This is a genomic window from Pseudomonas sp. R3.Fl (assembly GCF_023516765.1).
Classification (GTDB): domain Bacteria; phylum Pseudomonadota; class Gammaproteobacteria; order Pseudomonadales; family Pseudomonadaceae; genus Pseudomonas; species Pseudomonas citronellolis.
On the sequence record NZ_JAMGSO010000001.1, the window covers coordinates 2,707,097 to 2,719,915 of the forward strand.

Annotated in this window: 11 protein-coding genes; 8 read left to right on the forward strand and 3 right to left on the reverse strand. The window is 67.3% G+C overall.

From position 1 onward, the window contains the following. Nucleotides 1-6: 6 nt before the first annotated feature. Together hemL and M8R19_RS11750 are read left to right on the forward strand one after the other, a co-directional pair. Nucleotides 7-1,290: a glutamate-1-semialdehyde 2,1-aminomutase gene (gene hemL, locus M8R19_RS11745; protein ID WP_074981908.1), complete on the forward strand. Its 1,284-nt coding sequence runs from the start codon at nt 7-9 to the stop codon at nt 1,288-1,290. A 215-nt stretch (nt 1,291-1,505) separates the two neighbouring features. Further along, on the forward strand, nt 1,506-2,051 hold the full coding sequence (locus tag M8R19_RS11750; protein ID WP_074981910.1) for a tetratricopeptide repeat protein: 546 nt from the start codon (nt 1,506-1,508) through the stop codon (nt 2,049-2,051). A 119-nt stretch (nt 2,052-2,170) separates the two neighbouring features. Here M8R19_RS11750 and M8R19_RS11755 read toward each other — a convergent pair whose 3' ends face one another. Beyond that, nucleotides 2,171-2,503: a DUF1820 family protein gene (locus tag M8R19_RS11755; protein WP_074981912.1), complete on the reverse strand. Its 333-nt coding sequence runs from the start codon at nt 2,501-2,503 to the stop codon at nt 2,171-2,173. A gap of 131 nt (nt 2,504-2,634) precedes the next feature. Here M8R19_RS11755 and miaB point away from each other — a divergent pair, with 131 nt between their 5' ends. The 5 genes from miaB (at nt 2,635) to lnt (ending at nt 8,261) form a co-directional block, all read left to right on the forward strand. Beyond that, complete coding sequence (gene miaB, locus M8R19_RS11760) at nt 2,635-3,975, forward strand: tRNA (N6-isopentenyl adenosine(37)-C2)-methylthiotransferase MiaB (RefSeq protein WP_249917874.1); 1,341 nt, start codon at nt 2,635-2,637, stop codon at nt 3,973-3,975. A gap of 90 nt (nt 3,976-4,065) precedes the next feature. Further along, complete coding sequence (locus M8R19_RS11765; RefSeq protein ID WP_249917875.1) at nt 4,066-5,082, forward strand: PhoH family protein; 1,017 nt, start codon at nt 4,066-4,068, stop codon at nt 5,080-5,082. Continuing rightward, nucleotides 5,075-5,536, forward strand: a complete 462-nt coding sequence (gene ybeY, locus M8R19_RS11770) for an rRNA maturation RNase YbeY (RefSeq protein WP_058488469.1) — start codon at nt 5,075-5,077, stop codon at nt 5,534-5,536. The genes M8R19_RS11765 and ybeY overlap by 8 nt, the downstream gene beginning before the upstream one ends. 21 nt (nt 5,537-5,557) lie before the next feature. Next, on the forward strand, nt 5,558-6,397 hold the full coding sequence (locus M8R19_RS11775; RefSeq protein ID WP_009617338.1) for a CorC family transporter: 840 nt from the start codon (nt 5,558-5,560) through the stop codon (nt 6,395-6,397). Between the two features lie 331 nt (nt 6,398-6,728). After that, a complete protein-coding gene (lnt, locus tag M8R19_RS11780; RefSeq protein ID WP_249917876.1) occupies nt 6,729-8,261 on the forward strand; it encodes an apolipoprotein N-acyltransferase in 1,533 nt (510 codons plus the stop codon). A gap of 403 nt (nt 8,262-8,664) precedes the next feature. Here lnt and M8R19_RS11785 read toward each other — a convergent pair whose 3' ends face one another. Further along, nucleotides 8,665-9,426, reverse strand: coding sequence for a YdcF family protein (locus M8R19_RS11785; protein ID WP_249917877.1), 762 nt, complete (start codon nt 9,424-9,426; stop codon nt 8,665-8,667). A 50-nt stretch (nt 9,427-9,476) separates the two neighbouring features. After that, a complete protein-coding gene (locus M8R19_RS11790; protein ID WP_009617334.1) occupies nt 9,477-9,905 on the reverse strand; it encodes a hypothetical protein in 429 nt (142 codons plus the stop codon). A gap of 237 nt (nt 9,906-10,142) precedes the next feature. Here M8R19_RS11790 and leuS point away from each other — a divergent pair, with 237 nt between their 5' ends. After that, a complete protein-coding gene (gene leuS / locus M8R19_RS11795) occupies nt 10,143-12,764 on the forward strand; it encodes a leucine--tRNA ligase (RefSeq protein WP_249917878.1) in 2,622 nt (873 codons plus the stop codon). The last annotated feature ends 55 nt before the right edge of the window (nt 12,765-12,819 follow it).

A 12,819-nucleotide genomic window follows, 5' to 3' on the forward strand; every position in this document is an offset into this window, starting at 1 on the left:
GTCGCCATGTCCCGTTCCGAACTCCTCTTCGCCAACGCCCAGAAGCACATCCCCGGCGGCGTCAACTCGCCGGTGCGCGCCTTCAAGAGCGTCGGCGGCACCCCGCTGTTCTTCAAGCACGCGGAAGGCGCCTACGTGGTGGACGAAGACGACAAGCGCTACGTCGACTACGTCGGCTCCTGGGGCCCGATGATCCTCGGCCACGCCCACCCGGAAGTGCTCGACGCGGTGCGCCGCCAGCTGCAGCACGGCCTGTCCTACGGCGCGCCGACTGCGCTGGAAGTGGAAATGGCCGACCTGGTCTGCTCGCTGGTGCCGTCCATGGACATGGTGCGCATGGTCAGCTCCGGCACCGAGGCGACCATGAGCGCCATCCGCCTGGCCCGCGGCTACACCGGCCGCGACGACATCATCAAGTTCGAGGGCTGCTACCACGGCCACTCCGACAGCCTGCTGGTGAAGGCCGGCTCCGGCGCCCTGACCTTCGGCGTGCCGAACTCCCCGGGCGTGCCGGCGGACTTCGCCAAGCACACCCTGACGCTGCCGTTCAACGACCTGGAAGCGGTGGAGAAGGCCCTGGACGAGTGCGGCCAGAACGTCGCCTGCATCATCGTCGAGCCGGTGGCCGGCAACATGAACTGCGTGCCGCCCGCCCCGGGCTTCCTCCAGGGCCTGCGCAAGGCCTGCGACAAGCACGGCGTGGTGCTGATCTTCGACGAGGTGATGACCGGCTTCCGCGTCCACCTCGGCAGCGCCCAGGCGCTGTACGGCGTGACACCGGACCTGTCGACCTTCGGCAAGATCATCGGCGGCGGCATGCCGGTGGGCGCCTTCGGCGGCAAGCGCGCGATCATGCAGCAGATTTCCCCGCTGGGCCCGGTCTACCAGGCCGGCACCCTGTCGGGCAACCCGCTGGCCATGGCCGCCGGCCTGACCACCCTGAAGCTGATCAGCCGCCCGGGCTTCCACGACGAGCTGACCGACTACACCAGCCGCATGCTGCAGGGCCTGCAGGAGCGCGCCGATGCCGCCGGCATCCCGTTCGTCACCACCCAGGCCGGCGCCATGTTCGGCCTGTACTTCAGCGGCGCGGACGACATCATCACTTTCGCCGACGTGATGGCCAGCGACGCCGAGCGCTTCAAGCGCTTCTTCCATCTGATGCTGGACGGCGGCGTGTACCTGGCGCCCAGCGCCTACGAGGCCGGCTTCACCTCCATCGCCCACGGCGACACCGAGCTGAAGCTGACTCTGGACGCCGCCGAGCGCGCCTTCGCCGCCCTCAAGTAACTCCCTCCGGCCGCGGCGCCCGCCGCGGCCAATTTTCCGTCGTTACGTTTTCCAGGCGAGTCCTACGCCGGTTTCTTGGCCATTCGGACGGAAACCGCGAAAAACACCGTAAAGACTTTGTAAGGAAGCGTCGGCTTATTTCATAATGTGCAGGCCGGCACGTTTTCGCCGGCCGGGCATTGCGCCCGCCCCGTTGCCGGAGGCCGTTTCTCCCCATGTACCGTTCTGGTCGCGCCCTGCTGCTGGGCAGCCTGTTGTTCATCTCGCCCCTGCTCGCGCAGGCGGGAGGCAACTCGCTGCTGGTCCCGGCGACCGGCCGTTGCACCCTGAACACCGTCCCCGAGCAACTGCAGCAGGCCCTGGCCAGCTGCCAGCAGATCGCCAATGGCGGCGACGCCGAAGCGCAGTTCGAACTGGGCGAGTACTACTACACCGGCGAACGCGCCCCGCGCGACTTCCCGGCCGCGCTGCGCTGGTACGAAAAAGCCTCGCTGCTGGGCCACGCCCAGGCCCAATGGCGCCTGGGGACCATGTTCTTCCGCGGCGAAGGGGTCAAGGCCAACAACATCCAGGCCTACATAGTGCTGAAGATGGCCGCGGTGAACGGCGCCGAAGACGCCATGGACAGCGCCGACCTGGTCGCCGAGCAGATGAGCAAGGACGAACTGGACATCGCCAGCAAGGTGCTGGGGCAGATCTTCCGCAACTACCTGATCGAGCTGCAGACCGCGGGCAATACGCCGTTTTCGCCGTTGCCCTAAAAGAGGCTAGAGGCTAGAGGCTAGAGGCTAGAGGCTAGAGGCGAAGAGCATACGGGCTTTTCGTAGGAGCGACTCCAGCGTGCTCTTCGCTCTTGCCTTCAACCTATAGCCTATAGCCTTCAGCTGCTCTTGTCCGGCATCGGCATCGGAAACGGCATCACGTTGCCGCCGCCCTTGGCCTCGCTGATCTTCGGCGTGCCCAGGCGCTCGACTTCGTCGATGCGGATGATCGCGTGCAGCGGCACGAAGCTGCGGATCACGCCCTCGAACTGGGCCTTGAGCTTCTCTTCGCTGGGGTCCACGACCACCTGGGTGCGCTCGCCGAAGACGAACTCCTCGATCTCCAGGAAGCCCCACAGTTCGCTCTGGTAGATCTGCTTGGCGTACATCTCGAACACCTGGCCCTGGTTGAGGAAGACGACTTTGTAGATCGGGTTCTCGCGCTTGTTCATGAACGACGGATGACAGCTCTGCGAAAAGGGGGCGCGAAGCATAGCACAGCCGCCTGGCGCGCAACCCTAGGAACGGGCCCGGCGCGCCACTATAATGCCCGGTCATTTTGGATTTCCCCGACGAAACGCGCATGGCCAAGAAGCTTTTCATCCAGACCCACGGCTGCCAGATGAACGAGTACGACAGCTCGCGCATGGCCGACCTGCTGGGCGAGGAGCATGCCCTGGAGTTGACCGAGAAGGCCGAAGAAGCCGACGTGATCCTCCTCAATACCTGCTCGATCCGCGAAAAGGCCCAGGAGAAGGTATTCTCCGAACTGGGCGCCTGGCGGGCCCTGAAGCAGCGCAAGCCGGAGCTGGTGATCGGCGTCGGCGGCTGCGTGGCCAGCCAGGAAGGCGCCGCCATCCGCGAGCGTGCGCCGTTCGTCGACGTGGTGTTCGGCCCGCAGACCCTGCACCGCCTGCCGGAAATGATCGACGCCGCGCGCACCACCCGCAAACCGCAGGTGGACGTGTCCTTCCCGGAGATCGAGAAGTTCGACCGCCTGCCCGAACCGCGCGTCGACGGCCCCACCGCCTTCGTCTCGGTGATGGAAGGCTGCAGCAAGTACTGCAGCTTCTGCGTGGTGCCCTACACCCGCGGCGAGGAAGTCAGCCGGCCGTTCGACGACGTGCTCGCCGAGGTCATCCACCTGGCCGAGAACGGCGTCAGGGAAGTCACCCTGCTGGGGCAGAACGTCAACGGCTTCCGCGGCGCCACCCATGACGGGCGCATCGCCGACTTCGCCGAGCTGCTGCGGGTGGTCGCCGAGGTCGACGGCATCGAGCGCATCCGCTACACCACCTCGCACCCGCTGGAGTTCAGCGACGCGCTGATCGCCGCCCACGCCGAGCTGCCGCAGCTGGTGCCCTTCGTCCACCTGCCGGTGCAGTCCGGCTCGGACCGCGTGCTGGCCGCCATGAAACGCAACCACACCGCGCTGGAATACAAGTCGCGCATCCGCAAGCTCAAGGCCGCGGTGCCGGACATCTGCATCAGCTCGGACTTCATCGTCGGCTTCCCCGGCGAGACCGACAAGGACTTCGAACAGACCATGAAGCTGGTGGAAGAAGTCGGTTTCGACTACTCCTTCGTCTTCATCTACAGCCAGCGCCCGGGCACCCCGGCGTCGGACCTGGTGGACGACACCCCGGAAGAAGTGAAGAAGCAGCGCCTGATGATTCTCAACACGCGCCTGCAACAGCAGGGCTTCGAGATCAGCCGACGCATGGTCGGCAGCGTGCAGCGCATCCTCGTCACCGACTACTCCAAGCGCGACCCGGGCCAGCTGCAGGGCCGCACGGCGAACAACCGCGTGGTCAACTTCGCCTGCGACAACCCGCGCCTGATCGGCCAGTTCGCCGAGGTGGAAATCTACGAGGCGCTGCCCAACTCGCTGCGCGGCCGCCTCATCGAGCCCACCCGTCACTGAAGTCCATCCCGGCGCCCGACTTTCCCACAGGGGCCGCCGGGGTTATTCTTCGGTCATTCCTAATTTCCCAACGGTCATACCGACAGCACCTTGAACGCCCCCCTGGATCTTCATCGCTTCACCCTGGAACCCTTCGACGCGCGCAGCTTCGCCAATCTCTGCGGGCAGTTCGACGAGCACCTGCACCAGATCGAGAAACGCCTGGACATCGAGATCCGCAACCGCGGCAACCAGTTCGAACTGGTTGGCGAGGCCGCGCGCACCCAGGCCGCCGAGCACCTGCTGCAGCGCCTGTACCGCGAGGCGCAGAGCGGCACCGAGCTGACCCCGGACATGGTCCACCTGTTCCTCCAGGAATCCGGCCTGGAAGACCTGGCCAGCTCCGGCGAAGCGCCCAGCATCACGCTGAAGACGCGCAAGGCGCACATCCGCCCGCGCGGCGCCAACCAGCAGCGCTACGTCAAGGCGATCCTCGACCACGACATCAACTTCGGCATCGGCCCGGCCGGCACCGGCAAGACCTACCTGGCGGTGGCCTGCGCGGTGGACGCCCTGGAGCGCGAGCAGATCCGCCGCATCCTGCTGGTGCGCCCGGCGGTGGAGGCCGGCGAGAAGCTCGGCTTCCTGCCCGGCGACCTGTCGCAGAAGATCGACCCCTACCTGCGCCCGCTGTACGACGCCCTGTACGAGATGCTCGGCTTCGAGACCGTGGCCAAGCTGATCGAGCGCCAGGTGATCGAGGTCGCGCCGCTGGCCTACATGCGCGGGCGCACGCTGAACAACAGCTTCATCATCCTCGATGAAAGCCAGAACACCACGATGGAACAGATGAAGATGTTCCTCACCCGCATCGGCTTCGGCTCCACCGCGGTGATCACCGGCGACGTCACCCAGGTCGACCTGCCGCGCGGCACCCGCTCGGGCCTCAAGCACGTGATGGAAGTGCTGCGCGACGTGCCGGGCATCAGCTTCACCCACTTCAAGCCCAAGGACGTGGTGCGCCACCCGCTGGTGCAACGCATCGTCGAAGCCTACGAGCGTTTCGAGGCGCACCAGCCGCTGCGCCAGGACGGCGAGCGCGCCCCCGGGGAAACCCGCGATGCTTGAACTCGACCTGCAGGTCGCCAGCCAGGCCGCCGACCTGCCCGCCGAGGCGCAGCTGCGCCAGTGGTGCGAACTGGCCCTGCGCCAGCGCCAGGCCGACTCCGAGCTGACCATCCGCCTGGTGGACGAGGCCGAGGGCCGCGAGCTGAACCGCACCTGGCGGCACAAGGACTACGCCACCAACGTGCTGTCCTTCCCCGCCGACGTACCCGACGAACTGCTGGACATACCGCTGCTGGGCGACCTGGTGATCTGCGTGCCGGTGGTCGAGCGCGAAGCCGCCGAACAGGGCAAGGAACCGGCGGCGCACTGGGCCCACCTGGTGATCCACGGTTGCCTGCACCTTTTGGGCTACGACCATATCGAAGACGCCGAGGCCGAGGAAATGGAGGCCCTGGAACGGCAATTGCTGGCCGAACTGGGCTACCCCGACCCGTACGCGGCGGATGAAGAATAAAAGCCAACGAGCAAAGGAAAGATGAGCGAAGACCGATCGAGCAACGGGCATAAGTCCTGGCTGGACAAGATCACCCAGGCTTTTGCCCATGAGCCGAGAAACCGCCAGGAGCTCCTCGAGCTGCTGCGCGACGCCCACGACAACAAGCTGCTGGACAGCGAGGCGCTGTCCATCGTCGAGGGCGCCATCCAGGTCGCTGACCTGCAGGTGCGCGACATCATGGTGCCGCGTTCGCAGATGATCAGCATCAAGGCCAGCCAGAGCCCGCGCGAGTTCCTCCCGGCGATCATCGAGGCGGCGCACTCGCGCTACCCGGTGGTCGGCGAGAGCCTCGACGACGTGATGGGCGTGCTGCTGGCCAAGGACCTGCTGCCGCTGATCCTTCACGACGACAGCCACGCCTTCAACATCAAGGACCTGCTGCGCCCGGCCACCTTCGTGCCCGAGTCCAAGCGCCTGAACGTGCTGCTGCGCGAGTTCCGCGCCAACCACAACCACATGGCCATCGTCATCGACGAGTACGGCGGCGTGGCGGGCCTGGTGACCATCGAGGACGTGCTGGAGCAGATCGTCGGCGACATCGAGGACGAGCACGACGTCGAGGAAGACAGCTACATCAAGCCGCTGCCCAGCGGCGACTTCATCGTCAAGGCGCTGACCCCGGTGGAAGCCTTCAACGACTTCTTCGGCGCGGAATTCTCCGACGAGGAATTCGACACCGTCGGCGGCCTGGTGATGAGCGCCTTCGGCCACCTGCCCAAGCGCAACGAGACCACCGAACTGGGCGGTTTCCGCTTCCGCGTGCTCAACGCCGACAGCCGCCGCCTGCACCTGCTGCGCCTGACGCCGCTGCGCGACTGAGGCGGGCCTGCCGCTCCCACACCCCTCTGTAGGAGCGCGCCCTGCGCGCGAATCGCGGGCAGGGCCCGCTCCTACAGTTCCAGGGAAGCACCATCGTAGGATGGGTTGAGCGAAGCGATACCCATCACCATGGTCCGATGGGTTTCGCAGGCTCAACCCATCCTACGAAGAGCGCCTCCCGCCGCGGACGAGCTCCGCGCCTACGGGCCGTTCTGACATCCTGCAACACAGCGTCGCAGACGCCTCATGGCTTTTCGCCCTCGCCCCCATAGCCGACCGTTCGTCTCTCCATTACTCTTGCGCATCGCCAAACCGCTTCCAAGGAATACCGATGCGCTGGATCACCCGTCCCGGCTGGCCGGGCCATCTGCTGGCCCTCGCCGCCGGCGCCATCACCCCACTGGCCCTGGCCCCCTACGGCATCTGGCCGCTGGCGCTGCTTTCCGTCGCCCTGTTCTACCTCGGGCTGCGTGGCGTCACCCCGGGCTCGGCGCTGTGGCGCGGCTGGTGGTACGGCTTCGGCGCCTTCCTCGCCGGCACCGGCTGGATCTACTACAGCATCCACGACTTCGGCGGCGCCTCGCCGGCCCTGGCCGGTTTCCTGGTGGTCGGCTTCAGCGCCGGGGTGGCGTTCTTCTTCGGCCTGCCGGCCTGGGCCTGGGTGCGTCTGCTGCGGCGCAACAATGCGCCGGTCAGCGATTCCCTGGCCTTCGCCGCGCTGTGGCTGGGCCTGGAGGTGTTCCGCAGCTGGTTCCTCACCGGCTTCCCCTGGCTCTTCACCGGCTACAGCCAGCTGCAGGGCCCCCTGGCCGGCCTGGCCCCGATCGGCGGCGTGTGGCTGATCTCCTTCAGCATCGCCCTGTGCGCCGCGCTGCTGATCAACCTGCCGCAGCTGACCTTCCGCCCGGCGCAACTGGTCGTCGGCCTGGTCCTGCTGCTGGCGCCGTGGATCGCCGGCCTCGTCCTCAAGGGCCACGCCTGGACCGCCCCCGCCGGCGCGCCGCTGACCGTCGCCGCCATCCAGGGCAACATCGCCCAGGAAATGAAGTGGGACCCCAAGCACGTCACCGCGCAACTTGAGCTGTACCGCGACCTCAGCACCGAACAGCACGACGTCGACCTGATCGTCCTGCCGGAAACCGCCGTGCCGCTGCTCAAGGACCAGGCCGGCGGCTACCTGGGCATGCTCGACGAGATGGCCAAGCAGAAGCGCGCCGCGCTCATCACCGGCGTGCCCATGCGCCAGCGCGACGCCGACGGCGTGCACTACTACAACGGCATCACCGTGGTCGGCGATGGTAGCGGCGACTACCTCAAGCAGAAGCTGGTGCCCTTCGGCGAATACGTGCCGCTGCAGGACCTGCTGCGCGGCCTGATCACCTTCTTCGACCTGCCCATGTCCGACTTCGCCCGCGGCCCGGCCGACCAGGCGCTGCTCAAGGCCAAGGGCTACGCCATCGCGCCGTACATCTGCTACGAAGTGGTCTACCCGGAATTCGCCGCCGGCCTCGCGGCACAGAGCCAGCTGCTGCTGACCATCAGCAACGACGCCTGGTTCGGCACCTCCATCGGCCCGCTGCAACACCTGCAGATGGCGCAGATGCGCGCCCTGGAAGCCGGACGCTGGATGGTCCGCGGCACCAACAACGGCGTCACCGCGCTGATCGACCCGCAGGGCCGCATCGCCCACGAGATCCCTCAGTTCCAGCAGGGCGTGCTGCGCGGCGAGGTCACCCCGATGCAGGGCCTGACGCCCTACCTGAAATGGCGCCTGTGGCCGCTGGGCGCCCTGGCGGTGATCCTGGCGCTCTGGGCCGTGGTGCGCCGCCAGGCCGCGCCCGAGCAGCGCCGGATGTTCGGCTGAGCGTAGGGCGTACAACCGTTCGCGGTTGTACGCCGAGGTTGAGTTCAACAGCGGCTCCGTGCTCGACACCGAGCGGAATGCAGCCAAGGTCAGGCGGCGGATAACCGCGAACGGTTATACGCCTACGCTGCCCCACCCACATCGTTCCCCTGTAGGAGCGCGCCCTGCGCGCGAATCGCGGGCAGGGCCCGCTCCTACTGCGCCGAGGTGCTCTTCGTAGGAGCGAGCTTGCTCGCGAACCGCATGGCACCGCGTTTGTTCGCGAGCAAGCTCGCTCCTACGAGAAGCCATGCTCGCCTGGAACGCAGGAGCGGATTCATCCGCGATAGCCGGCCACACGCCATTCCTACTGTAGGAGCGCGCCCTGCGCGCGAATCGCGGACAAGGTCCGCGATGCATCCCTTCAGCGATAGAACAACCGGTACCCCAACAACCCCAGCGCCTCGTTGAGCAACTGGTTACTCTGCCAGAACGCCTTGGCCTCCGGCAGCCAGCCGCCGAACGGGCGGGCGTTGTCCACGCCGATGAAGCCCATCGGCGCCGGCACCACCTCCAGGCCGTTGGCCTCGAAACTCCAGACCGCACGCGGCATGTGCTGCGCCTGGGTGACCAGCACCACGCGGCGTACGCCGGCCTGGCGGAGAATTTCCGCGCTCATGGTGGCGTTCTCCCAGGTGGTGCGGCTGTGCCCTTCCTGCCAGCGCACGCTCACGCCGTAGTCATCCGCCAGGCTGGTGGCCATGATCTGCGCCTCGCTGGGCGGCGTGCCGTAGTGCAGGCCGCCGGAAGTCAGCAGCGGCAGGCCGCTGGCCTTGGCCAGGCGCGCGGCGTAGCGCAGCCGCTCGCGGGCCATGAGCCCGGGCTGGTCGTCGCCCCAGGCCGGGTCGCCGCGCTCGCGGCCCGCGCCGAGGATGACGATGGCCTCGGCGCGCTGCGCCAGCCCCGCCCACTCCGAACGCGCCAGGGCCGGCTGGCGCTCCAGCAGGCGCGCGCCCCACTCCACCGTCAGCGGCAGGCTGAGCAGCCAGAAGCCGGCGAACCCGGCGACGAAGCAGGCCAGCGCCAGCCTTGGCCGGCGGCGGCGCAGAACGAAACCCAGCAACAGGAGGATGAGCAGGATGCCCGGCGGCATCAGGATCTGCTTGATGAGATAGCGCAGCGGCATCGGCGGCTCCTTTCATGGAGCGCCACAGCCTAGCGGATGAACGCGTGGAATCAACGCCCGCGGGAGCCGCGGAACAACTGCGAACCACAGGAAGCGCAGGGCATCACCCCGTGCTGGCGGTTGTACACCACCGGCGTGCCGCACAGCGCGCAGAGCAATTGCAGGTGGCGATGGGACGGACGCGTCTTGCCGGCGCTGCCGCCCAGGCGCGCCCGCGTGGAGCGGGCGGGAGCGTGCTCGATCAGCGCCAGTTCCTCGGCGGCGGCGTGCCAGCCGCGCAGCCAGTTGACGTCCTGGTCGAGGTAGGCGCGGATCAGCTGCATCTCGGCGCTGCTCAGGCCGCGCAGCTCCAACTCCTCGGGATGCTCATCGCGCAGGCGTTCCGCGGTCTCGGCCTCGTCCAGGGCCAGTTCAAGTCGATGCAACAACCGCTCATAAAGACCGGGACCCGACAAACTTGCACGATGCAGCTCAGCCATCAGTCACCTCAAGCAGGCGGAAACCTCCCGCCCTCAGGCCAAGCTTAGCGTCCCGGCCCCCGGGCCACCGAGCGCGCGACAAACGGCGCGGGCTACCGGCTCGGGGAGGGCTCATGTATGCTACGAGGCTTTATGCAGCCCCTTGCCGACCGGCCGCCGCGGTGCCCCGGCAAGACGGGAGCGCCCGCTCCGCTCCCACGGCCGCGCCGTCTATTCCGTACAGGTCCAAGTCGCGCCATGCACGAGCAATACCAGCCTCTCGAGATCGAATCCCAGGCCCAGAAGTACTGGAACGAACACAACTCCTTCCGCGTCGAGGAAGTCCCCGGCAAGGAGAAGTTCTACTGCCTGTCGATGTTCCCGTATCCGAGTGGCAAGCTGCACATGGGCCACGTGCGCAACTACACCATCGGCGACGTGATCAGCCGCTACCAGCGCATGCGCGGCAAGAACGTCCTGCAGCCGATGGGCTGGGACGCCTTCGGCATGCCGGCGGAAAACGCCGCGATGAAGAACAACGTCGCCCCCGCCGCCTGGACCTACGACAACATCGCCTACATGAAGGCCCAGCTGAACAGCCTGGGCCTGGCCATCGACTGGTCGCGCGAAGTCACCACCTGCAAGCCGGACTACTACCGTTGGGAGCAGTGGCTGTTCACCCGCCTGTTCGAGAAGGGCGTGATCTACCGCAAGAACGGCACCGTCAACTGGGACCCGGTGGACCAGACCGTGCTGGCCAACGAGCAGGTCATCGACGGCCGCGGCTGGCGTTCGGGCGCGCTGATCGAGAAGCGCGAAATCCCGATGTACTACTTCAAGATCACCGCCTACGCCGAAGAACTGCTGGAAAGCCTCGACCACCTGCCGGGCTGGCCCGAGCAGGTCAAGACCATGCAGCGCAACTGGATCGGCAAGTCCCGCGGCATGGAGATCGCCTTCCCCTATGACCAGGCCTCCATCGGCGAGGCCGGCCAGCTGAAGGTCTTCACCACCCGTCCGGACACCCTGATGGGCGCCACCTACGTCGCCGTGGCCGCCGAGCACCCGCTGGCCACCCTGGCCGCCCAGCGCGAGCCGGCCCTGCAGGCGTTCATCGACGAGTGCAAGCGCGGCGGCGTCGCCGAGGCGGACATTGCCACCCAGGAGAAGAAAGGCGTCGCCACTTCCCTGTTCGTCGAGCACCCGCTGACCGGCGAGAAGCTGCCGGTGTGGATCGCCAACTACGTGCTGATGACCTACGGCGAAGGCGCGGTGATGGCCGTGCCGGCCCATGACGAGCGCGACTTCGAATTCGCCAACAAGTACCAGTTGCCGATCAGGCAGGTGATCACCCTGGCCGCCGGCGACGACGGCTACGACGCCAGCGCCTGGCAGGAGTGGTACGGCGCCAAGGACGACAGCGTCCGCACCGTCAACTCCGGCAAGTACGATGGCCTCGGCTACCAGGCCGCCTTCGACGCCATCGGCGCCGACCTGGCCGCCAAGGGCCTGGGCCAGGCGCGCACCCAGTTCCGCCTGCGCGACTGGGGCATCAGCCGCCAGCGCTACTGGGGCTGCCCGATCCCGATCATCCACTGCGAGACCTGCGGCGACGTGCCGGTACCGGCCGACCAGCTGCCGGTGGTGCTGCCGGAGGACGTGGTGCCGGACGGCGCCGGTTCGCCCCTGGCAAAAATGCCGGAATTCTACGAGTGCAGCTGCCCGAAATGCGGCCAGCCGGCCAAGCGCGAAACCGACACCATGGACACCTTCGTCGAGTCCTCCTGGTACTTCGCCCGCTACGCCTGCCCGCAGTTCGAGGACGGCATGCTGGACAAGAAGGCCGCCAACTACTGGCTGCCGGTGGACCAGTACATCGGCGGCATCGAGCACGCCATCCTGCACCTGCTGTACGCGCGCTTCTTCCACAAGCTGATGCGCGACGAGGGCCTGATCGACTCCGACGAGCCGTTCAAGGACCTGCTGACCCAGGGCATGGTGGTCGCCGAGACCTACTACCGCACCACCGCCAATGGCGGCAAGGACTGGTTCAACCCGGCCGACGTGGAAGTCGAGCGTGACGCCAAGGCCAAGGTCATAGGCGCGCGCCTGAAGACCGACGGCCTGCCGGTGGAGATCGGCGGCACCGAGAAGATGTCCAAGTCGAAGAACAACGGCGTGGACCCGCAGGCCATGATCGACGCCTACGGCGCCGACACCTGCCGCCTGTTCATGATGTTCGCCTCGCCGCCGGACATGAGCCTGGAGTGGTCCGACTCCGGCGTCGAGGGCGCGAGCCGCTTCCTGCGCCGCGTCTGGCGCCTGGCCCAGGCCCACGTCAACGCCGGCTTCGCCGCCGCCGTGGCGCAGGACACGCTGGACGACGCGCAGAAGGAAATCCGCCGCGCCATCCACCTGGCCATCAAGCAGGCCAGCCAGGATATCGGCCAGAACCACAAGTTCAACACCGCCATCGCCGCGGTGATGACGCTGATGAACGTGCTGGAGAAGGTCCCGCAGGAAGGCGCCGGCAACCGCGCCCTGCTGCAGGAAGGCCTGGAGACCGTCGCCCTGCTGCTGGCGCCGATCACCCCGCACATCTGCCACGTGCTCTGGCACGAGCTGGGCCACACCGGCGCGGTGATCGACGCGCCCTGGCCGCAGGTCGACGAGAGCGCGCTGGTGCAGGACACCCTGCAACTGGTGGTGCAGGTCAACGGCAAGCTGCGCGGGCACATCGAGGTGCCGGCCGAAGCCAGCCGCGAGGACGTCGAGGCCACCGCCCGCGCCAACGAGAACGTGCTGCGCTTCACCGACGGCCTGACCATCCGCAAGGTGATCGTGGTCCCCGGCAAGCTGGTCAATATCGTCGCCAACTGATGGCATTCGCCCGCGGCGCCTTGCCGCGGGCAACCCGGATCAACAGGAGTGAGGG